15 protein-coding genes and 1 pseudogene are annotated in these 19,785 nt (G+C 65.4%); 11 read left to right on the plus strand and 5 right to left on the minus strand.

The annotated features are described in order from the left end of the window. From NZK81_RS17660 to NZK81_RS17685, 6 genes and pseudogenes are all read left to right on the plus strand, one after another. A pseudogene (locus NZK81_RS17660) lies at nucleotides 1-396 on the plus strand (hypothetical protein); the annotation flags it as partial. An 11-nt stretch (nucleotides 397-407) separates the two neighbouring features. Beyond that, the gene (locus tag NZK81_RS17665) at nucleotides 408-710 is read left to right on the plus strand and encodes a 2Fe-2S iron-sulfur cluster-binding protein (protein ID WP_260047409.1); all 303 of its coding nucleotides are present in this window, start codon (nucleotides 408-410) and stop codon (nucleotides 708-710) included. A 162-nt stretch (nucleotides 711-872) separates the two neighbouring features. After that, on the plus strand, nucleotides 873-2,270 hold the full coding sequence (locus tag NZK81_RS17670; protein WP_260047410.1) for a hypothetical protein: 1,398 nt from the start codon (nucleotides 873-875) through the stop codon (nucleotides 2,268-2,270). 110 nt (nucleotides 2,271-2,380) lie between these two features. Then, on the plus strand, nucleotides 2,381-3,112 hold the full coding sequence (locus NZK81_RS17675) for an ABC transporter ATP-binding protein (RefSeq protein ID WP_260047411.1): 732 nt from the start codon (nucleotides 2,381-2,383) through the stop codon (nucleotides 3,110-3,112). Beyond that, nucleotides 3,109-5,472: an ABC transporter permease gene (locus NZK81_RS17680; RefSeq protein ID WP_260047412.1), complete on the plus strand. Its 2,364-nt coding sequence runs from the start codon at nucleotides 3,109-3,111 to the stop codon at nucleotides 5,470-5,472. Before NZK81_RS17675 ends, NZK81_RS17680 begins: the two co-directional genes overlap by 4 nt. Beyond that, entirely contained in the window at nucleotides 5,469-6,626 is a 1,158-nt protein-coding gene (locus NZK81_RS17685) for an efflux RND transporter periplasmic adaptor subunit (RefSeq protein WP_260047413.1), read from the plus strand. Before NZK81_RS17680 ends, NZK81_RS17685 begins: the two co-directional genes overlap by 4 nt. A gap of 160 nt (nucleotides 6,627-6,786) precedes the next feature. Here the strand turns inward: NZK81_RS17685 and NZK81_RS17690 are convergent, their stop codons facing one another. The 3 genes from NZK81_RS17690 to NZK81_RS17700 form a co-directional block, all read right to left on the minus strand. Beyond that, entirely contained in the window at nucleotides 6,787-9,984 is a 3,198-nt protein-coding gene (locus NZK81_RS17690; protein WP_260047414.1) for a CHAT domain-containing protein, read from the minus strand. Between the two features lie 553 nt (nucleotides 9,985-10,537). Next, nucleotides 10,538-11,872 carry an ATP-binding protein gene (locus NZK81_RS17695; RefSeq protein ID WP_260047415.1) on the minus strand — a complete coding sequence of 445 codons (1,335 nt, stop codon included), beginning with the start codon at nucleotides 11,870-11,872 and terminating at the stop codon, nucleotides 10,538-10,540. 5 nt (nucleotides 11,873-11,877) lie between these two features. Further along, a complete protein-coding gene (locus tag NZK81_RS17700; RefSeq protein ID WP_260047416.1) occupies nucleotides 11,878-12,588 on the minus strand; it encodes a response regulator in 711 nt (236 codons plus the stop codon). A gap of 187 nt (nucleotides 12,589-12,775) precedes the next feature. Here NZK81_RS17700 and NZK81_RS17705 point away from each other — a divergent pair, with 187 nt between their 5' ends. The 3 genes from NZK81_RS17705 (at nucleotide 12,776) to NZK81_RS17715 (ending at nucleotide 14,666) form a co-directional block, all read left to right on the plus strand. Beyond that, nucleotides 12,776-13,276, plus strand: a complete 501-nt coding sequence (locus tag NZK81_RS17705) for a hypothetical protein (protein ID WP_260047417.1) — start codon at nucleotides 12,776-12,778, stop codon at nucleotides 13,274-13,276. A gap of 117 nt (nucleotides 13,277-13,393) precedes the next feature. Beyond that, a complete protein-coding gene (locus NZK81_RS17710) occupies nucleotides 13,394-13,840 on the plus strand; it encodes an EF-hand domain-containing protein (protein ID WP_260047418.1) in 447 nt (148 codons plus the stop codon). Between the two features lie 13 nt (nucleotides 13,841-13,853). After that, nucleotides 13,854-14,666, plus strand: coding sequence for a sterol desaturase family protein (locus NZK81_RS17715; protein WP_260047419.1), 813 nt, complete (start codon nucleotides 13,854-13,856; stop codon nucleotides 14,664-14,666). Between the two features lie 86 nt (nucleotides 14,667-14,752). On the opposite strand, the gene NZK81_RS17720 is transcribed toward NZK81_RS17715, so the two are convergent. After that, entirely contained in the window at nucleotides 14,753-15,790 is a 1,038-nt protein-coding gene (locus NZK81_RS17720; protein ID WP_260047420.1) for a zinc-dependent alcohol dehydrogenase family protein, read from the minus strand. A 300-nt stretch (nucleotides 15,791-16,090) separates the two neighbouring features. Further along, entirely contained in the window at nucleotides 16,091-17,107 is a 1,017-nt protein-coding gene (locus NZK81_RS17725) for an AraC family transcriptional regulator (RefSeq protein ID WP_260047421.1), read from the minus strand. Nucleotides 17,108-17,366: 259 nt separating this feature from the next. On the opposite strand from NZK81_RS17725, the gene NZK81_RS17730 reads away from it, so the two are divergent. Together NZK81_RS17730 and NZK81_RS17735 are read left to right on the plus strand one after the other, a co-directional pair. Continuing rightward, nucleotides 17,367-17,927, plus strand: coding sequence for a TetR/AcrR family transcriptional regulator (locus NZK81_RS17730; protein WP_260047422.1), 561 nt, complete (start codon nucleotides 17,367-17,369; stop codon nucleotides 17,925-17,927). A gap of 104 nt (nucleotides 17,928-18,031) precedes the next feature. Then, nucleotides 18,032-19,777: an acyl-CoA dehydrogenase family protein gene (locus NZK81_RS17735; protein WP_260047423.1), complete on the plus strand. Its 1,746-nt coding sequence runs from the start codon at nucleotides 18,032-18,034 to the stop codon at nucleotides 19,775-19,777. Nucleotides 19,778-19,785 lie beyond the last annotated feature (8 nt).

A 19,785-nucleotide genomic window follows, 5' to 3' on the forward strand; every position in this document is an offset into this window, starting at 1 on the left:
ACCTCCACGGCAAACATCCCTGGCCGCTCCAAAAGGAACAACCTTATCCAATGGCTGGTTTTTACACCGCCGCGCTCAGCAAATCGCCGGCGCTCCATTGGCCTGGTTTGTCACCGCCCTGCACACAACTTCACGTATGTCCCGGCCCTGTCCGAGGAACCCGAGGGCAGCGACTGGGACGGTGCACGCGGTTTCGTCCACGAAGCGGCAGGTGCCTTTTTCGACAACGATTTCCGGGGGCACAAGGCCTATCTCTGCGGCCCGCCGATGATGATCGAGGCCTGTATCCGCACGCTGATGCAGGGGCGCCTGTTCGAACGCGACATCTATACCGAAAAGTTCCTTTCGGCTGCGGATGCCCAGCAGGTGCGATCGCCGCTGTTCAAATCGATCTGACGGAGGATGCGGTGACTGAAGAAGGCCCGGATTGCCCCGTCGAGATCGTAAGCGATGGTACGGCGTTCACCTGCAAGGCGGGCGAACATCTGCTGGGTGCCATGATCCGGGCGGGCCGGACCGGGATCAAGGTCGGCTGCCGCAATGGCGGATGCGGGATCTGCCGCATCCGCATCCACTCCGGCGATTACTCCAGCGGAAAGATGACCCGCTCCAGGATCAGCGAGGAGGATGAGCGCGCCGGGGTTGTGCTGGCCTGCAGGATCTATCCGCAAGCCGCGCTCCAGGTGGAGGCCCTGCCTCTGCCCAGCTGAGGCCCGTTGGCGCGGAAACCTTCCGCCCGCCTGCCGCTCCAAAATACGACACCCCGACAACCGGAGTTGACGTCGCTGCTGCGGGGCGCATTGCTGGCCGCCCGCGCGCGCAGATCGGGCCGCGCTGTTTTCAGGTCACCCCGGATGGGAGAGCGGCAGGCCGTGTCCGAACGTTTCCGTTTCAAGCCCTTGCTGGCGCTCGCCGGTGCATTCGTTCTGGGAAGCGCGGGGCCGGGCCAGTCCACCGCCGCGCAGGACACCCATCCGCCCGAGGTCGTTGCGCCGGCTGAGGGGCCCTATCCGTTCTACATGCCGATGCAGGGGCTGCGCCCGCCTGCGATCAGGCTGTTCATCAAATGCGATGCCTCGCGTGCGGCGGGACGCGAAGTCTACGCGGGGCGCGACGCGGCTTCGCTCTACGGCCGGGTCGAGGGCGGCTACGAATTCGTCTACGAGGCGCTCGATTCCGCCGGCAAGCCCTGCGTCTATCCGTTTGCCCCGTGGATGCCGCAGATCGTTGGTCCGCTGCAGGGCACGCAGTACATTCTGCGGTCGTCGATGCCGGGCCAGCCGGTTATCTTTCGCACCGCGGACGAGTGGGCGAGCGTCGATCTCAGGCTGTTCGACATCGGCCGCCAACGCATCCACTTCGAGATGCAGGACGTGCACCTGGACTTTTCCGGCGCGAAGCAGCCCAAGGGGGCGCTTCACCTGGAAGTCTTCGGGGGCGAACGTCCGGGGCTGTTCACGGCTGTCGTCCGCCGGGCCAGTATCTTCGGCGGCAAGAACGCCATCTTCGTGCCGGGCGGCCAGACCATGCTCTATGTCGAGGACAGCGACATCGCCGGCAATATCAGCTCCAGCCCCGACCAGGAGCATACCACCTACATCAACGGCACGCTGGTCACGCATCTGCGCAATTCGATCTGGCGCGGTCAGCGCGGCTGGTCGAACGTGGCCAGCGGTCACCAGCTCAAGGACAAGGCCTACCTTCGCATTTACGAGAACGTGACGGTGGCCAACACACCCAACGGCGCCCCGCCTTCGGCGATGCCGTTGATCGACGCTTCGATCTACGGCTTTACCTGGTCGAACAACTTGCGGATCCTGCGGCAGGAACCTGCGCAGGCGGTGCGCGACGGGCTTGTCGACCTGCGCAGCGAGAACACGTATGCGCCGCCGCAAAGCTATCCGTGGAACGTGTTGGCGAACCCCGGCTGGAACATGCCGGCTGAGCCGCTGTCGGTGCTCGACAAGGTCTATCTCTCGGTCTTCCTGAACACCTCGGTGCAGAGTTTCCGCACCGAACCCCATGTCTTCGCGATCAGGCCGCAGGGAACCCGGATCGTGCCGGGCACCACCCTGGTCGAGGGCAACGACACGACCACGCGCAATCAGCAGCGCGCGGTATCGCTCGCCTTCAATACCACCGGCGACATAAGCCGGGTCTATTCGAAAGAGGGATGGGGCTTCGTCGATCCGCAAGTTCCCGCGCAAGGCCAGTGGATATTCGATCGCGACGCATTCATCCGTCATGCGCTGGACCTGATCGGACGATAGTGCCTGCATGCATCCGGTAAGGCAGGATCACGCGGCTATGGCGCGCGCCCGTTCATTGTCGCAAAGTACGATCATGCTTCCGCCGACGCAGGGAGAGGACTCGACAGGCCATGAATGGCAAGGACGTTGCATTGGATGAGAGCCTCGCCTTTCGCGGGGAGGGGCTGGAAAAGGTCTATCAGACCGGTGAAACCAGCGTGCGCGCGCTGCGCGGGGTCGATCTGGCCATCCCGCTGGGGGAAATGCTGGTGCTGCTGGGGCCGTCGGGCAGCGGCAAGTCGACCCTGCTCAACATCATCGGCGGACTGGACCGGCCAACCTCGGGCCGGCTCTTCTACCGCGATACCGAACTCACCGCGCTTGATGATCGCGAACTGACGCGGTTTCGCCGGGCCCAGATCGGCTTCATCTTCCAGTTCTACAACCTGATTCCCAGCCTGACGGCGGAAGAGAACGTACGTCTGGTGACGGACATTGCCAACAATCCGATGGAACCGCGCGACGCGCTGGAACTGGTCGGACTTGCGGACAGGTGCGATCACTACCCGGCGCAGCTTTCCGGCGGCGAACAGCAGCGCGTCGCCGTGGCGCGCGCCATTGCCAAGCGGCCGGGCGTGCTGCTGTGCGACGAGCCCACCGGTGCGCTGGACAGCAGCACCGGCGTGCGCGTGCTCGAGACGCTGGAACGGGCGCACGCCGAACTGGGCACGACGGTCGTGATCATTACCCACAACGTCGGCATCGCTGTCATGGCGCATCGCATCCTGCATTTCCGCGATGGCCAGATCGCGCGGGTCGAAACGAACGAGCATCCGGTGGAACCGCGGCAGATAAGCTGGTGAAGGCGCTCGACCTCAAGCTGGCGCGCGACTTGTGGCGCATGCGGGGGCAGGCGCTGGCGATTGCGCTGGTGCTGGCGGCGGCAACCGCGACGTTCGTCCTGTCGGTGGGCGTCCATGGTTCGCTGGTCGCGACCCGCGATGCCTATTACGCACGCAGCCACTTTGCCGACGTCTTCGCCACCCTGAAGCGTGCACCGCGCAGCATCGTCGCTCGGATAGCCGACATTCCCGGCGTGCAGCGCGCCGAGGGCAATATCATCCAGTATGCGACGCTCGACTTCCCCGGGCGGGAAGAGCCGATCCGCGCCCTGATCAATTCGGTCGACGAGTTCGGCCGCTCGCGGCTCAACGCGATCACCTTGCGCAAGGGCATCCTGCCGCGCCCGGAGCATGCGAGCGACGTTGTCGTCGATGAGAATTTCGCGAAGGCCAACGGGCTGGGGCTCGGCAGTACGGTAGCGGCGCAGATCTATGGCCGCAGGCAGACTCTCGTGATCGTCGGGATCGGCATGGCGCCCAACTACGTCTATGCCCTCGCGCCTGGCGACCTCGTTCCCGACGAGCGGCGGTTCGGCATCTTCTGGATGGGGCGCAAGGCGCTGGAAGCCGCGACCGACCGGCGCGAGGCGATCAACACGCTCTCACTGACGCTCGACCGGGGCGCCTCGCAGGCCGAAGTGATTCGCAAGGTGGATTCGATCCTCGCACCTTATGGTGGGACGGGCGCCTATGGCCGCGAAGACCATCTCTCCAACGCCTTCCTCGACAGCGAGCTGAAGCAGCTCAGTGCGATGACGCGCATCATCCCGCCGATCTTCCTGCTCGTGTCGACGTTCCTGGTCTATATTGTGCTCGGCCGCATGATCCGCACCGAACGCGAGCAGATCGGCCTCATCAAGGCCTTCGGCTATTCGGGCTGGGCGATCGGCTGGCACTATCTCAAGTTCGCGCTGGCAGTGGCGCTTCTGGCGATCGTGCTCGGGTCGCTGGCCGGGATCTGGATGGGGCAGGCGATGACGCGGCTCTATGCCGAGTACTACCGGTTTCCGTTCCTGACCTACCGCTTGTCCCCACCTGTCTTCCTCGCCGCGGGAGCCCTGGCGATCGGTGCGGCGGCGCTGGGCGCGCTGGGCGGCGTGCGTTCGGCCATGGCGCTCCAGCCCGCCGTCGCCATGTCACCGCCACCGCCGCCGGTCTATCGCGCGGGAACGGTCGAGCGGCTGGGCCAGCTCGCCGGTTTCAGCGCTCTGGGGCACATGATCGTCAGGCATGTCGCGCGTTGGCCGGGGCGGTCGGCGATCACCGTGCTGGGGGTGGGGCTGTCGATGGGGTTGCTGTTCGCGACGATGCAGTTCGTCGATGCCAGCAAGGCCATGCTCGACCAGTTCTTCGCCCGCTCCCAGCATCAGGACCTGACGGTCACATTCACCGAAGCCCGCAACGAGCACGCGATCCACGCTCTCGCGCAGATCCCCGGCGTGTTGCGGGTGGAGGCCTCGCGCACCATTCCGGTGATGTTGCGGCTGGGTGCCCGAAGCAAGCGGACGGCGATAGAAAGCGCCGATCCCGCCTCGCAGCTCACGGCGCGGATCGACGGCACCGGTCAGGAGGTTGCGCTCCCGCCCGCCGGCCTCATGCTCAGCCGACAACTCGCTGACCAGTTGAGGGCGAAGATCGGCGATCCCATCGAAGTCGAACTGCTCGGCGGACGCCGCACCCGCTCCGTGCAGCAGCTTGTCCGCATCGTCGACGAGGTCGTCGGTGCCCGGGCCTATGCCGGGCAGGGCACGCTCGAACGGATAGCGCGCGATGCCGCGCCCGCGGATGCCGTGCTGCTCAGGATCGATCCGCAGGCGCGCACCCGTATTCTGACACGGCTCAAGGACATGCCGGTCGTGCTCGGTGTAACCGAACGCCAGGCGGCCCTGGAGAAGTTCACCGAAGTGATCGACAGCAACATCCTGACGATGATCAGCTTCTACATCGCCTTCGCGGCGGCGATCGCGGTCGGCGTGGTGTACAACAGTGCGCGTATTCTCTTTTCCGAACGGGCGCATGAACTCGCCACGCTGCGCGTGCTCGGCTACCTGAACAGTGAAGTTGCCATCGTCCTTCTGGGCGAAATCGCGCTGCTGGTGGTGCTGGCGTTGCCGCTGGGCTGCATGCTGGGCTATGCCATGGCCCAGCTCATGATCGCGATGTTCAGCTCGGACCTCTTTCGCCTGCCTTATGCGGCGACGCGCGCAAGCTATGGCTTCGCGGCGGTCGTGGTCCTGAGCGCGGCGCTGGCGACGGCCCTGCTCGTCGCCCGGCGCGTGATGAAGCTCGACATGGTCCGCGTTCTCAAGGCCCGCGAATGATCTGGCAAACCATCAAGCGCTGGCGCTGGGCGCTGGCCATTGGCGGCCTGCTGCTGCTCGCCATCGGCTATGCGTTCTGGCCGGAAACCCGGGCCGTCGATATCGGCAAGGTCGGCAAGGGGCCGATGGCGGTAGGCATCACCGATGACGGCGTGACCCGCGAGGACGAACTCTACGTCGTATCGGCCCCCGTCACCGGCTTCGCCTCGCGGATCACGCTCGAGGCCGGGGACCGGATCGAAAAGGGGCAGGTTATCGCCCGCATGACCGGCCGCCCCGCGCCGCCGCTCGATCGCCGGACCCAGGAGGAACTGCGCAGCGCACTGGCTGCCGCGCAGGCTGCCGAGAGCAGCACGGCGGCCAGTCTGGTGCAGGCGCGTCGCGATCTTGCCCGTGCCGAGGAACTCGCGCCAAGCGGCGTCACCTCGCGTGCCGACCTGGAAGCCGCGCGCACGCGGGTTTCCACCGGGCAGGCCTCGCTGGCGCAGAACAGGGCCGAAGTCCGGCGGATCGAGGCCTCGCTGGCCGCGTCCGGACGAGCGGCCGGCGGTGCTCCCATCCCGGTCGTGGCTCCCGCCAGCGGCATGGTCCTGCTGGTGCAGGGCAAGAGCGAAGGCGTGATTACGGAAGGAACCCCGCTCGTCACTCTCGGCGATCCGGAAAGGATTGAGATCGTCGTGGACCTGCTCTCGCGCGAGGCGGTTCGCGTGAAGCCGGGGGACCGGGTCGAGATCACCCAATGGGGTGGCGACACGCCGCTGGTGGGGCATGTCAAATATGTCGAGCCCTACGGGCGCCTGAAAGTCTCCGCGCTCGGGATCGAGGAGCAGCGTGTCAACGTCGTGATCGGCTTCGATCCGGCTTCCGCCCGCGATGCGGCGCGGCTGGGCCACGGCTATCAGGTCGATGCCACGATCATCGTGTGGAGCAAGGCCGATGCGCTGCGTGTCCCGGTCGGCGCGCTGTTTCGCGGCAAGGACGGAACCTGGCACGCCTTCGCGGTCGAAGGAGGCCGGGTGCATGACCGTCCGGTGAAGATCGGCCACGTCAACGACGACTACGGCGAAGTGCTCGGCGGGCTTCCCGAAGGTGCGAGCGTGGTGCTCAACCCCGCCAACGACATCCTGGACGGTGAGCGCGTCAAGGCCCGCTGAGGCTTGCCGCGCTCAGGGCCGATTGCCACCGACACCCCGAACCGGCTGATCGTCCGTAGAAGGCTTGTCGGCAGGGGCTTGGGCGGGCTGTGTACCCGAGCATATCCGGAAAATGCTGTCCTGACCGGTCCGGAACAAGGCAGGTCGGCGAAAATGCCCGTCACCGGGCATCGCCGACAACGACGAACGGGGCCCAGGAACTGGGATGCGCTGCAGTTTCGTCGGGGGAGTTCTTCCGGATGTCGATCATCGTGCGGCGCAGAGCTTCGGCCCTGCTGATGGACGGGTCTTCCTGGCGCAGCAACACGGTGCGGCTGGACAACAGGGCGGCCATGTCATCGCGGACCTGCCAGTGCGAAGCAAGGAGGCTCTTTGCGCCGGCATAGAAGAAGGTGCGCGCCAGACCGGAAAGGGCCTCCGCGTTCGTGCCTTCACCGCCAGCAGTGTTGCAGGCGGACAGAATTACCCAGTCGGCAGACAGCGACAACTGCATGACTTCGGAGGCGGTAAGAAGCCCGTCGTCCATCTCCGTCGCTTCCTCGGGAGGCGTGAAGACGAGGCCGGGTTCGACCACGGAATCGATTTCGCCGGCCAGCAGGCCGTGCGTGGCGAAGGCCAGGATGCCGACGTGGGACAGGTCTGTTTGCTTGACCATCGTCTCGGTGGCGTTCCGGCCCAGGAAGAGGCCGTTCTTGGAAGCGTGGAGCGCCGAGCGGATGGCTTCGAGTTCCGTGGCCGTTCCCGGCAATCTGGAAAGCTGCGCAATGCTGTCGATATCGGCAAGGCTGCCACCACGAAAGGGATTGACCCGTGTGTCGATGAAAGTCCCGTCGAATGCCCCGCGCGTGGCGGCCTTGCCTTCGAGCACGGGGTCTCCGAAACCGGCGAAACTGGCCGGTATGGAGCTCTTTTCGCCTGTCGTCTTTTCGCGCAGGAAGCGCAGCGATTGTACCGACGGGATCTGCACGACGGCAAAGTCGTCGATCAGCCAGTGCGTTGTGCGCATGGCTTCCAGATCGTCGTCGTCCCCTTCGGGCGGCGCTGTTACCAGAACGCCTGGAGGCAGGCGCGCCAGGTCTCCGGAAAGCGCGAAATAGAGCGTGTCCTTGCCTTTCAGCGCACCGTGCAACGGCATGAGCAATTCGGTGTAGAGCTGGTAGGCCAGCGTTCTGCGAAAGATGTAGAACCATGGCGGCGGGATCTTGCTCCCCGCGGGATCCAGATCTTCCCGCAAGGCTGCTACCAGCGCGCCGATCTTGCCGCTGTCGAGATCCGAACGGTGCCAGACCAGTCCTTCGCGTGTCACTGCCATGGCATGGGTGCCATGGCTGGTCGGTACCAGCAGGACGATCGCCTCGTTCGGCCCCAGCATGTCCTGCACCTCTGCCAGCGGCAGCGCCTCCGGTCGCATGAGCCTGAAGAAACCGGGGGCTGCCTTGCGCAGCTCGAGATCGACTTGCGCGCGCTTGTCGCGGGCTCGGGCGAGGGTCGTCAGGTCGCGTTGTGTGTTCAGATTGCTGCTCGCGGCATCGCTTTCCGCGAGGAGCCTGTCACGTTCTTCCAGAAGGTTCGCGACCCCTGCGTTTTTGAGCAGGTCCCTGGCCGCAGAGCGCCCGACGGCCAGCGTGACGCCGCTCGTCATCGCATCCTGCAGGGCCGAGAACGCTTCTCGGTCGGCGTCCGAGACCGCGCTCTTCCGCTGCCAGAGAGCGTCGGCCAGCAGTTCGAATTTCTTTTGTCCCGCCACGTGAAGATTGGCGAGGAATCCAGTGCCGAGCAGCGCTTGTTCGTACAGTTTCTGATCTGCCTCGCTGAAGCCCAGCGATTGCAGGTAGCCGCGATGGCCGGTTGCCGCCATTCGGGCGGCTTCGAGGGCTGCCGCGTCGTCCTTGTCTGCATCCAGCAGAAGAATGGCCAGCCGGGCGTTGAGGGTCTCGAATTCACCGAACGGGTCGTCGAAAGCCAAGGACGTCGCGCGCCGATAGGCGGCGGGATCGGCGAAGACGTTTGCCTTGGCCCGGTTCACATCGCTCCCCAGAACCGCCTCTAGCGAGGCAATCGCTTCTTCGGCCCGGCCAAGATCGACGAGCACATCCACCTGATCGCCCAGTGCCGCGTAAACGGTGAAATAGTCGTCCGGGTGGGCGGCGCGTTGCAGCGCCAGATTGCGCTTGGCGATGGCAAGGGCGGCAGCGGGGTCTTCGCCGTCCACCACAAAGTAGAGATCCCGGAGCCTGTCGAACTGTTCCTGGCTGCCATCGCCGTGGAGTTCGGTCGCCAGGTCCACCATTTCCCTCAGGACGGCAAGGTGTTCGGGGCTGCTCCGGGTCATGCTGTCCGCCTGTTTGTCCAACTTCTCGAGCTGGGCCTTCAGGCTCTCCTGCCCCAGGGTCGAGGCGAACAGGTCGCTCTGCGAGACGGACGCAAGAAAAGCCTTTCCGCGCTCGCGCGCCCCAAGCCTGGAGGCGAGCGAGGCATAGGTCTTCAGTTTCGCCTCGATGTCTTTGACCTCGTCCTGCTCGTCACTGGAAAGGCTGTCGCCGTTCCGCCGGAGCCAGCCGGATTCGCTCATCGACAGCCGGATGATGGTCTCCAGCGGTCCGAGCCGGTCTTCCTGCCTGCCAAGGCCGTCGAGCGCGCCGTCGAGGTCGCGCCAAGCACTGCGGATCCGGTAGTTGCTGCAGTAGCGATCGTTCTCGCGCAGACAGGGTTCGAAGCGTGCGGCCTTGCTGGCAAAGATGCGCTGGTAGATCTCCGCAGCGCGGGCCTTCATGCCGTGGTTTGCGAAGTAGTCGGCTTCCGCGCTGTCTATATGTTCGCGATCCTCGGGGACTTCGGAGCAGTCGAACTTCCATCCGGGGCCGCCGCATTGGCCCCATTTTGTCTCGAGTTCACCCCTGACCCGGTCGAACAACGCCGGCACCTCTTCGCCGCGTCCCGCATCGGCCAGCGTGCCGGCGAGCACGCCCAGCGACGTGGCGAACAGTGCCTCGTTGTTGTTGCATCCCAGGATCAGCCCCGGTGTCACCCGGCCACAATTGAGCACATCGGCAAGCTCTGCTTCGAAACCTGTGAGATTGGCTTGCGCGGCTTCTTCGGGATAACCGGCCAGTGAGAGGGCCCTGGCATATTCGTTGTGGATGAGGTGGTACTGTTCGCTCTCGGCACCGTAGAGCTTTTCGTTGAGCGAGATGATCTCTGGGTACAGCAACCTTGCCTCGGTCACCCGGCTGGGCACTGTCAGGTCGCGTGCGTGCGCTTCCAGCTCATAGAGGAAGAGTTGGCTCTCCTTGCCGTACTTGTCTTCGACGTAGTCGACGAGCTTTTGGGACGCGTCCGCTATGCCGGGGTCGTCCACCAGGAAGGCGCCGCTGCGCCTGCGTTCTGCCTCGGAAAGCAGGCGATCATACCGCGGGTCGTTTTGTGCAGCCTCCTGCTGGACCGGCGCGCGATATTGAGCCTCGGCCGGAGATGCCAGGACGGCGCAGAGGAGCAAAGCAATACGAATCCACCGAGACAAAACCAGATCCTGTTCCGAGCAAGCAATGTGTGAGCTGGCGTGTGATTACACGCCGAATGTTGCCATCAACTTGCCCAAGCAGCGTCTTGCTTTCAAACGCATTGCATTGCTTGGCAATTACGGGCCGCCGTGCCTTCACGGCAAGCGGCCGGTGTCAGCGCAGCCCGTGGGGTTGAACTGCCGAAAGGGTGCCTCGCCCTGAGGTCCCTCATTGTACGATCTCCGCCTTACGCAGCTTGCCGATGATCTCTTCCGGTTTGTGCTTCCGCGCCATTCCATTCCTCCTTCGTGGTCCAGACTACGATAGTCGAGGGAACACCCAGAAGGGGGGCTGATCAGAGGCCTGGCCATCCTGTCAGAGTGCCCTCGGCCGGTCTGCGACTGACCCGGATTATCGGGTCGCGACGGCCTGGCTTTTGCCCGACACGCCGGAGCGATCGGGCAGGCGCAGAACGGCGCAGAACCGTTCTGCCCGCGTCTCGAACGACAGTGTGCCGCCGTGCGCTGCCGCGACCCGCTCGGCGATGGCAAGGCCAAGGCCGGCACCGTCTCCGCCGCGCGAACTGTTGCCGCGGGCGAAGGGGCGGACGAGCTGCGCGGCCGTGCGGGCATCGAAGCCTTTGCCGGCATCGCTGACCACAATCTCGAGCGCTGTTCCCGTCTGTCTGGCCGAAAGGGCGACGGGCGGCGCGCCGTGGCGCAGGGCGTTGCCTACGAGATTGCCGAGAGCGCGGCCGACGGCATCGCGGCGCAGGGGTATGCGCAGGCCATCGGGGGCATCGACCGCGATCGCCTCTTCGCCGGCGTGATCGCTTGCCACAGCGAGCAGCAGCGCCCGGACATCGCATGGCGACACCGGCTCGTTCTCGAAGCCGCGCGCATAGTCCAGGAACTGTTCGAGCATGGCCTCGATCCGGTCGACCTGCCGCGCGGCTGTCGTTTCCAGTTCGGCATCGTCGACGTTCATCATCTCGAGGCACAGGCGCAGGCGAGTGAGGGGCGTGCGCAGATCGTGGCTGACTCCCCCGAGCATCAGCGATCGCTCCGCCTCGTCGCGCGCGAGGCGCTCGGTCAGGCGGTTGAGGGCGCGGGCTACGGCGGCGACTTCCTCCGGCCCGGACGTGTCCAGCGCGGGTGGGACCTGAGCCTTCTTGGCATCGTCCGGGCCATAGGCGTCGACCTCGGCCGCCAGCCGTCGCAGCGGTGCGTCGAGCCGGCGCTGCAACAGCAGCCCGCAGGCGACCGCGACGAAAAACGCCACGGCCAGCGCATAGAAGAGGCTCATGATCGCGCTGCGCCGTGTCGGCGGAGTCACGCTGATCCACGTCTCGCGTCCGCCGAGCTGCAGGTGGAACCACAGGCGGTTCTCGTCTCCCGTCCGCCAGACCAGTTCGGGATGGCTCGACAGGCGCGACGACATGGCCCTGATGAACTGTCGCTCGATGAAATTGGGAAAGCGCGGGCGGCCTTCGGGTTCGGCCTCGTTCTCGCGCACGAGCACGTCGCCGCCCCGTTCCAGCCGGGCGATCAGTTGCGCGCGGCGCTGTTCGGGCATTTCCTCCATGACTTGCGAGAGCGCGACGATCATGTCTGCGCTGACATTGGCGACACGGTCGATCTGCGGCCGGATCACGAACGCGAGCACCAGCAGCCCGGCGACGACCTGCCCGGCCAGTACGACGCCGACCATCAGCGTGACGTTGCGCCGAAAGAGCGTGCCGGCCATCAGCCTCAACCGTCCTGCCCTGTGGTGAGAACGTAGCCCACGCCCCAGACGGTGCGAACGAAGCGCGGGTCCGCGGCATCGTCGCCGATCGCCCGGCGTAGCCGCGCTACCTGCACGTCGATGGCGCGGTCGGTCACTGCCGCGTCGCGACCGAGCGCACGGTCGATCAGCTGCGCGCGGCTCAGCGGGCGGCCCGGGCTGCGGGCCAGCGCCGCGAACAGCGCGAACTCGCGCGAGGACAGGGTGAGCGCCTGCCCGTCACGGCTGACCGCCATGGTGGAGAAGTTTACCGCGAAGGGCCCGATCTGCGCCGTCTCGTCGTTCGAGACGCCCCGCTCCGGTGCGATTCTGCGCAGCAGCGCGGCCACGCGTGCCACCAGTTCGCGCGGCAGGAAGGGTTTTCCCAGATAGTCGTCCGCGCCCATTTCCAGGCCCAGTACCCGGTCCACCGGATCGCCGCGCGCGGTCAGCATGATGACCGGAACCTGCTCGCCCTGGCCGCGCAACCGCCGCAGGATCGCGAGGCCGTCCTCGCCGGGCATCATCAGGTCGAGCACGATCACGTCGGCGGGCTCGCGCTGCAAGGCCGTGTCCATCGCCTTGCCGCCATCGACCGCGCGCACCGCGTAACCGTGTTCGGAAAGGAAGCGCTGCAGCAGGCTTCGCAGTTCGGGATCGTCGTCGACGACAAGAATACGCGCGGGTTTCTCGCTCATGGGATCTTTCCTGCCACCGCCTCCGTCGCCCTGCCAGCCCGCAACCTGTGACAAACCGTGACATGGGCCGGTGTCTGTCGCCTTGTGCCACGAGATCCGGTTTTCGCGACACCACCGTGATGCACTCCGGTGCCAGAAGGGCCCTCGTCCACCGGACACAACCGGATCCAACACGGGAGTAAGCGAAATGACCAAGTTGCCAACCATCCTGACCGCCGCAGCCGCCCTTGCCGCGACGGCTTTCATCTCCACGGCAGATGCCAAGGGCACGCTGCGGGTGCGCGGCCAGAACGGCCATGGCGCCGCTGCCGCCGGGCAGCGCGGTGTCGCCGGCCGCGCGGCGGGAACCGTGGTGGCCGACGACGGCACCGTGACCCGGACACGGGGCGGCGGCTTCATGGGCGCCAACGGCGCGCGCGGCGCCAGTGCCGCGACCACTTCCGTCTCTCCCGATGGCACCGTCAACCGCCAGGCCGGAGCGGCAACCAGCGGTGCACGCGGCAGTGCGTCGTCGCAGGGCGCGTTCACCCGCAATGCCGACGGCACGACTTACGGTACCCGCACCACCAATGCGACCAATGCCCAGACCGGCAACAGCTATTCGGGTTCCACCACGGTGGACAATGGCGCGGTCAGCCACACAGGCACCTGCACCAATGCTGGCGGTGAGGTGATCCCCTGCCGCTGATCGTTCGGACTTCCTGACCCTGAAGTCCCCCCTTTGGCACGGTCCGGCGTGGCCGCTTCTGTCCCACCCCCCGCACCTCGCGCGGGCCGTGCCGCCTTTTCTTCCGGAGACCCGACCATGGTTCTTTCCCGCATCCTGCCCCTCGGGTTCGCGCTCTCGGCGTTCGTCCCGGCCAGCGCACAGGCCTCGGCCCTGGCGATGGCCGGGCGCAATTTCGACGGCAGCCAGGCCGTGGAGCGCATAAGGGCCGCCGATACCAACCACGACGGTACTGTCAGCCGCGCCGAACTCGGATCGTACCGCAAGAGCCAGTGGCAGCGTCTGGACCGCAACGGCGACGGCTATTTCAGCCAGGGTGATTTACCCCGGTTCGTGCGCGATCGCTGGAACGGCGAAAAGCTCGCCGGGATGCGGGCTACCTACGACCGCAACAAAGACGGGCGTATCAGTCGCGACGAGTTCATTTCCGGCCCGACGCCCGCTTTCGATCTGGCCGACACCAACAACGACAACCGCGTGACAGAAGCTGAACTCAAGGCGCTGCTCGCGGCTGCCGGAAACTGAGGGAGCTTGCACCATGCGTCTTGCCCTTCAGCATCCCTGGATCCTGTTCGTCATGCTGACGCTCGTGGCTGCGGAAATGACGTGGCGGCGGCGCAGCGCTCTCGGTTATGACGGGCGTGCCGCAGCCGCCAGCCTCGGCGTCGCGCTCGGTCAGACGGTGTTCCGCCCGCTGACCGGTATCCTGCTCGGCATGATCCTGTTTGCGCTGGCCGATGTCGCGCCGCTGCATTTTCCGGCCGAAGACTGGCGCACCTGGGTGGCGGGCTTCTTCGCGGTGGAGTTTGCCTATTACTGGTTCCACCGCTGCAGTCATACCGTGCGCTGGATGTGGGCGACCCACGCGGTGCACCATTCCTCACCCGAATTCGTGCTGCCGAGCGCCATTCGCCTTGGCTGGACCGAGTTCTTCTCGCTCGGCTGGGTGTTCTTCGCCGCGCTGGTATTGGTCGGCTTCCCGCCGCTGGTGGTGGTCACGCTGCTGGGCGTGAACCTGATCTACCAGTTTCCGCTCCACACCGAGGCGGTAGGCCGGCTGGGGCCGCTCGAATGGCTCTTCAACACCCCTTCGCACCACCGCGCCCACCACGGCAGCGAGCCGGAATTTCTCGACTGCAATTTCGGCGGCGTCCTGATCGTCTGGGACCGGATGTTCGGCACGTTCCGCGCCGAGCCCGTGAACCGGCGGCTCCGTTATGGCCTGGTTCACGAACTCCGGTCGCGCAATCCGGTCCGCATCGCGCTTCACGAATGGGGCCGAATGCTGGGCGACATGCGCCGCGCCAAGGGGGCAGGGGCGAAGTTGAAAGTGGCGTTGGGCCGGCCCTGACCGGCATGACGCAGGTCGATACGGTGTGCCACGATCCGGGTGTGGCATTCCCGTTCACGATGCAGTTTGCGGGCAGGGCCCTCGGCTCAGGCGGCGAGTATGACCTTCATCGCCTTCTCGCGCGCGGCATTGCCGAACACCTCGTAGGCTTCCAGGATCTCGTCGAGCTTGAAGCGATGCGTCACCAGCTTCGACGGATCGACCTTGCCGCCGCGCAGGGTCTTGAGAAGCATCGGCGTGGTGTTCGTGCTCACCAGACCCATCGAGATGTTGATGTTCTTGATCCAGAGTTCTTCGATATGCAGCTCGACCGGCTTGCCGTGCACACCGACGTTGGCGATGTTCCCGCCCGCCGACACGATCTTCTGGCAGATGTCGAACGTCGCCGGCACGCCGACGGCCTCGATCGCCACATCGACGCCCAGTCCTTCGGTCCATTCCATGATCTTCTCGACAGGGTCCTCTGCGCCGACCTGTACTGTGTCGGTCGCGCCGAACTGCCTTGCGAGTTCGAGGCGGGAGGCATCCATGTCGATCATCACGATCCGGCCCGGCGAATAGAATTGCGCCGTCAGCAGCACCGACATGCCGACAGGCCCGGCGCCCACGATCGCGACCGTGTCTCCCGGTTTCACCCGGCCGTACTGGACACCGATCTCAAGCCCCGTGGGCATGATGTCCGACAGCATCACGAGTGCTTCCTCGTCGGAGCCTTGCGGGATCGGATAGAGCGAATTGTCGCCATGCGGGATCCGCACGTATTCGGCCTGCGTTCCGTCGATCAGGTGGCCCAGGATCCAGCCGCCGTCGGAACAGTGCGCATAGAGCTGGCGCTTGCAGTTCGCGCATTTCCCGCAAGAGGTGACGCAGGAAATGAGGACGGCGTCGCCCGGCTTGAAGTTCTGCACCGCCGAGCCGACGGATTCGACCACGCCGACACCTTCATGGCCCAGCGTCCGCCCCGGGGTGACCGCGGGAACATCGCCTTTCAGGATGTGCAGGTCGGTGCCGCAGATCGTCGTTTTCGTGACTTTCACGATCACGTCGGTCGGCTTTTCCAGTTCCGGCTTCTGCTTCTCGATCCAGTCCTTTTGACCGGGGCCCTGATAGACGAGTGCTTTCATGACATTTCTCTCTTGATCTCACGCCGAGCCCATTTCCTTTACCGGGATGGCGCTTCGGACTCCGAAAAGGCGGCAGCCGCCGCAGGTGCGATGCATCTAGTTGGTTCATCGCAAATTGAGGAGCAGCGCAAAGCCGATCGGGGGTTCCGTTTCGGAAATTCATACTCGGAATCGGAAGGATAGTTTGCCGGCGCGATCAGGGGCCCCCGTCGGCACGAGGCGGACTGGCTGCACGCCGACTCCTTGTAAAGAGGCGCGCAGGCGAACGCACGGTGGGCAAGAATTGTCCCGGTCGTGCGTTCAGATGGAGGCGCGTCTGCCGCGTAATGTCTGCGCGGGTTTCTCTCCGAAACGGGCCTGATAACTGGCGGCCATCGCGCTCAGGTTCACATAGCCCAGCGGTCTGGCAACGGCGGCGACCGTCGCGCCGGGCGCCGCGGCCAGCAGGGCCTGCCGAAGCCCGTCGAGCCGCCGGGCATTGAGGAAGGCATGGGGTGTAATGCCGCGAAACCGGCGAAACCCTTCGGAGAGGCTGCGCGCACTGACGCCCAGCTTGAGGGCGATCTCGGCGATCGAAGGTGCGGCCGCGGCTCCCTCGGTCATGAGCCGCTCGGCCTCTCGCACGTAGCGCGGTGCTGCCGCCCGGGCGCCCGTATCGAGGCTGAGGCCCGCGGCTCTGGCCCAGTTGCGCAGGAGTTCGAGGCAGATGGTTTCCTCGATGCGCTGCTCAATCAGGGGATCGCCGATGCCGTCGTGATGCGCGTCGAGCGACCGGGCGGCATAGTCCAGCAGCGACAGCCAGGCCGATTGCGGCTTTCCGAAGACAAGCCTTTTGCGCCACAGATCGTCCTCGGGGACAAAGCCGTACCAGCGCTCTGCGGTCTCCTCCATGAGGGCATGGGGGATTGTCAGGTTCAGTTGCAGGTCTTGTCCGTCGGCGATGTTCCAGTAGTCGATGCGGCTGCAATCGACGACGTAGCTGTCTCCCGCGCGCGTATCGAAGGCGGTATTGCCGTCAACCGGATGGCGCACGCTGCCGCGCAGTGTATTGACCACGATGATGTTGCCCGAACTGGGATCGAAATCGTCCGCCCTCGTGGGCGTTCCGAAACAGAAGCGGCTGAACGCGATGCGCCCGATTTTCAGCATCCGGATCGTGGCATCGGGATCCGATCCGCGTACCAGCGGCCGGGTGGACAAGGGCATGTAGGTCCGCTCGCAAAAGCCGTTGACCACTGCCCAGTCACGCGACTCGTTGAGCTTGCCGTTCAGCAGCGGATCGCCGTTGCCATCTTCCAGGAGCGCCGTTTCCAGCATTTCCGATCTTCCCCATCGCAAGGTTGCCAGGGCCGGTGATGTGCCGTTCGCAATGATAGCGCATCACCCCGCCGATCTTCCAGTCTCGGGATCGAGAAACAGCATACATGTTCAAGGGCATACGGCTCGGCGAAGGAAGGCAATCGATTTCGAGGCGATTCTTACCGACGATCCCGCCGGTCTGGCCAAGCGCAGCAATGTATGCCACCGACACGGCGTATGAGGGCACCACCCAGGTCGTATCGTTGCAGCCGCGCCAATGACGGATGAAAACCAACCGGACCGTCGCAGCCAGATCCTGGCCATTGCGGCGCAGATCTTTGCCCGCAAGGGCTATCGCGGCACGTCGATGCGGGACATCGGCGCGGAGGCCGGCGTGCTGGGCGGTTCGCTCTATCATCACATCAAGTCGAAGGACGCCCTGTTCGTCGAGTTGCACAATGCCGCGCTCGACGCGGCGGCAGAGCGGATCGAGATGGCGATCGCCGGCCACGTCGATCCATGGGACCGCCTTCTGGCCGCTTGCGAGACCTTGCTCGAAATACAGCTTGCACCCGACTCGCTGACGACGCCGATGATGAACGATTTTCGCGAGGTGCCCGAAGCAGTGCGCCGTCAACTCGTCGAACGGCGCGATGCGTTCGAGGCGATATTCCGTTCGCTTGTCGAGGCGCTGCCGCTGGCGGAACGGTTCGACCGGTCGATCTACCGCAACCTGCTGCTTTCCCAACTCAATTCCGCTGCCGACTGGTATCGTCCGGGGCGCTTGTCCCCGGCCGAGATTGCCGCGGAGGTGGTGGCCATCTTCCGCCACGACTGACCTTTCTCTTCGGACGGAAAAGCTGCCGGGCCGCATGTGGCATTTGATTGTAACAGATGTTTGGTGTAGTCGCGCCCCGCGTCCCGCACAGCGAGGAGAAAGACATGCAAGCCTACCTGCCGCCGATCGAGGATTACCGCTTCCTGCTGAGTGAAGTGCTCGGCTTCGACGATGCCATGGGCGAACTCGGGCAGGAAACCGATCTCGATCTGGCCCTTGCGGTGCTGGAAGAGGCGGGGCGTTTCTGCGCCGACGTCCTCCATCCCATCAATCGCGAAGGGGACGAGCAGGGCAGCCGGATCGTCGATGGCGAAGTGCGCACGCCTCCGGGATTTGCCGCAGCCTATCGCGATTTCGCCGAAGGGGGCTGGACGACGCTTTCCGCCAGCCCGGACCATGGCGGGCAGGGGCTGCCCTTCATTCTGCAGCTCTGGTTCGACGAGATGATGTCGGCGACGAACCTGTCCTTTGGCCTGTTCCCGGGACTGACACGCGGTGCCTGCGAGGCGATTGCCGCCCATGCTTCCGATGACCTCAAGGCCATCTGGCTGGAGCCGCTCGTCAACGGGCAATGGACCGGCGCCATGGCATTGACCGAAAGCGGGGCGGGCACCGATCTCGCGCTGCTCAAGGCCAAGGCCGCGCCGAAAGGCGACGGTGCCTATGCGGTGACCGGCACGAAGATCTTCATTTCCTCGGGCGACCACGATTTCGGCGGGAACATCGTCCACCTCGTTCTGGCGCGGCTGCCCGATGCGCCTCCGGGCGTGAAGGGAATCAGCCTTTTCCTCGTGCCCAAGTTCCTGCCGGATGGCGAGGGTGGCTTTACCGTGCGCAACACCATGTCGGTGGGCGCGCTTGAGAAGAAGATGGGCATTCACGCGCAGCCCACTTGCGTCATGAACTATGACGAGGCGACCGGCTGGCTCGTCGGTGAGCCGCACCGCGGGCTGGCGGCGATGTTCACGATGATGAATGCCGAGCGTCTGATGGTCGGCATTCAGGGGCTCGGCATTGCCGGCGGTGCGTACCAGCAGGCGGTGGCCTATGCGCGCGAGCGGTTGCAGGGTCGCAGCGCCGATGGCGCGCGCGGGCCGGTGTCGATCATTGAGCACGCCGATGTGCGTCGCATGCTGCTGCAGGTGCGCGCCTTCGTCGAGGGCGGCCGGGCACTGGCGGGCTGGACTGCCCTGCAGCTGGATCGCGCCCGTTCGCACCCCGATGCCGCAGAGCGGGCGCAGGCCGATGCGCTCGTGGCCTTGCTGACGCCCGTGGTGAAGGCGGGCTTCACCGATTTCGGGTTCGAAAGCGCGGTGCAGGCCCAGCAGGTGTTTGGCGGGCACGGCTACATCCGCGAATGGGGCATGGAGCAGTTCGTGCGCGATGCGCGCATTGCGCAGATCTACGAAGGCACCAACGGGGTTCAGGCCATGGATCTCGTCGGCCGCAAGCTTACACTTGGCGGCGGCAGCGTTGTGACGGGCTTCCTCGACCGGATCGAAAGCGATCTGGCGGCGGCGCAGGCACAGCCGGATGCCGCCCACGTAGCGCAGCGCGTTCAGTCCGCCTTGCAGCGCCTGCGGGAGGTCACGGTGTCGCTTCATGGCGCGGATATCCATGCGACGGGCTCTGCCGCGGTCGATTACCTGCGCATGTTCACGCTCGTGTCCATGGGCTGGATGTGGGCGCGCATGGCAGCGGCCGCCACAACGGGGAGCGAACAGCATTCGGCCAAACGGGCCGTGGCGCGCTTCTTCGTCGATCGCATGCTGCCGCAGGTCGATGCACTGGCGACGGCCATCGCGGCCGGGTCCGAGGCCATCACGGCTCTGGCCGACGACGCCTTTTGACGGCTGGC

The organism is Novosphingobium mangrovisedimenti (assembly GCF_025153475.1).
GTDB classification, from domain to species: domain Bacteria; phylum Pseudomonadota; class Alphaproteobacteria; order Sphingomonadales; family Sphingomonadaceae; genus Novosphingobium; species Novosphingobium mangrovi_A.

Excerpts from the sequence above, each read along its gene's own strand:
- NZK81_RS17675 (WP_260047411.1), top strand. The coding sequence starts at position 2,381 with ATGAATGGCAAGGACGTTGCATTGGATGAGAGCCTCGCCTTTCGCGGG.
- NZK81_RS17685 (WP_260047413.1), top strand. The coding sequence starts at position 5,469 with ATGATCTGGCAAACCATCAAGCGCTGGCGCTGGGCGCTGGCCATTGGC.
- NZK81_RS17695 (WP_260047415.1), bottom strand. The coding sequence starts at position 11,872 with ATGGCCGGCACGCTCTTTCGGCGCAACGTCACGCTGATGGTCGGCGTC.
- NZK81_RS17700 (WP_260047416.1), bottom strand. The coding sequence starts at position 12,588 with ATGAGCGAGAAACCCGCGCGTATTCTTGTCGTCGACGACGATCCCGAA.
- NZK81_RS17705 (WP_260047417.1), top strand. The coding sequence starts at position 12,776 with ATGACCAAGTTGCCAACCATCCTGACCGCCGCAGCCGCCCTTGCCGCG.
- NZK81_RS17710 (WP_260047418.1), top strand. The coding sequence starts at position 13,394 with ATGGTTCTTTCCCGCATCCTGCCCCTCGGGTTCGCGCTCTCGGCGTTC.
- NZK81_RS17715 (WP_260047419.1), top strand. The coding sequence starts at position 13,854 with ATGCGTCTTGCCCTTCAGCATCCCTGGATCCTGTTCGTCATGCTGACG.
- NZK81_RS17720 (WP_260047420.1), bottom strand. The coding sequence starts at position 15,790 with ATGAAAGCACTCGTCTATCAGGGCCCCGGTCAAAAGGACTGGATCGAG.
- NZK81_RS17725 (WP_260047421.1), bottom strand. The coding sequence starts at position 17,107 with ATGCTGGAAACGGCGCTCCTGGAAGATGGCAACGGCGATCCGCTGCTG.
- NZK81_RS17730 (WP_260047422.1), top strand. The coding sequence starts at position 17,367 with ATGACGGATGAAAACCAACCGGACCGTCGCAGCCAGATCCTGGCCATT.
- NZK81_RS17735 (WP_260047423.1), top strand. The coding sequence starts at position 18,032 with ATGCAAGCCTACCTGCCGCCGATCGAGGATTACCGCTTCCTGCTGAGT.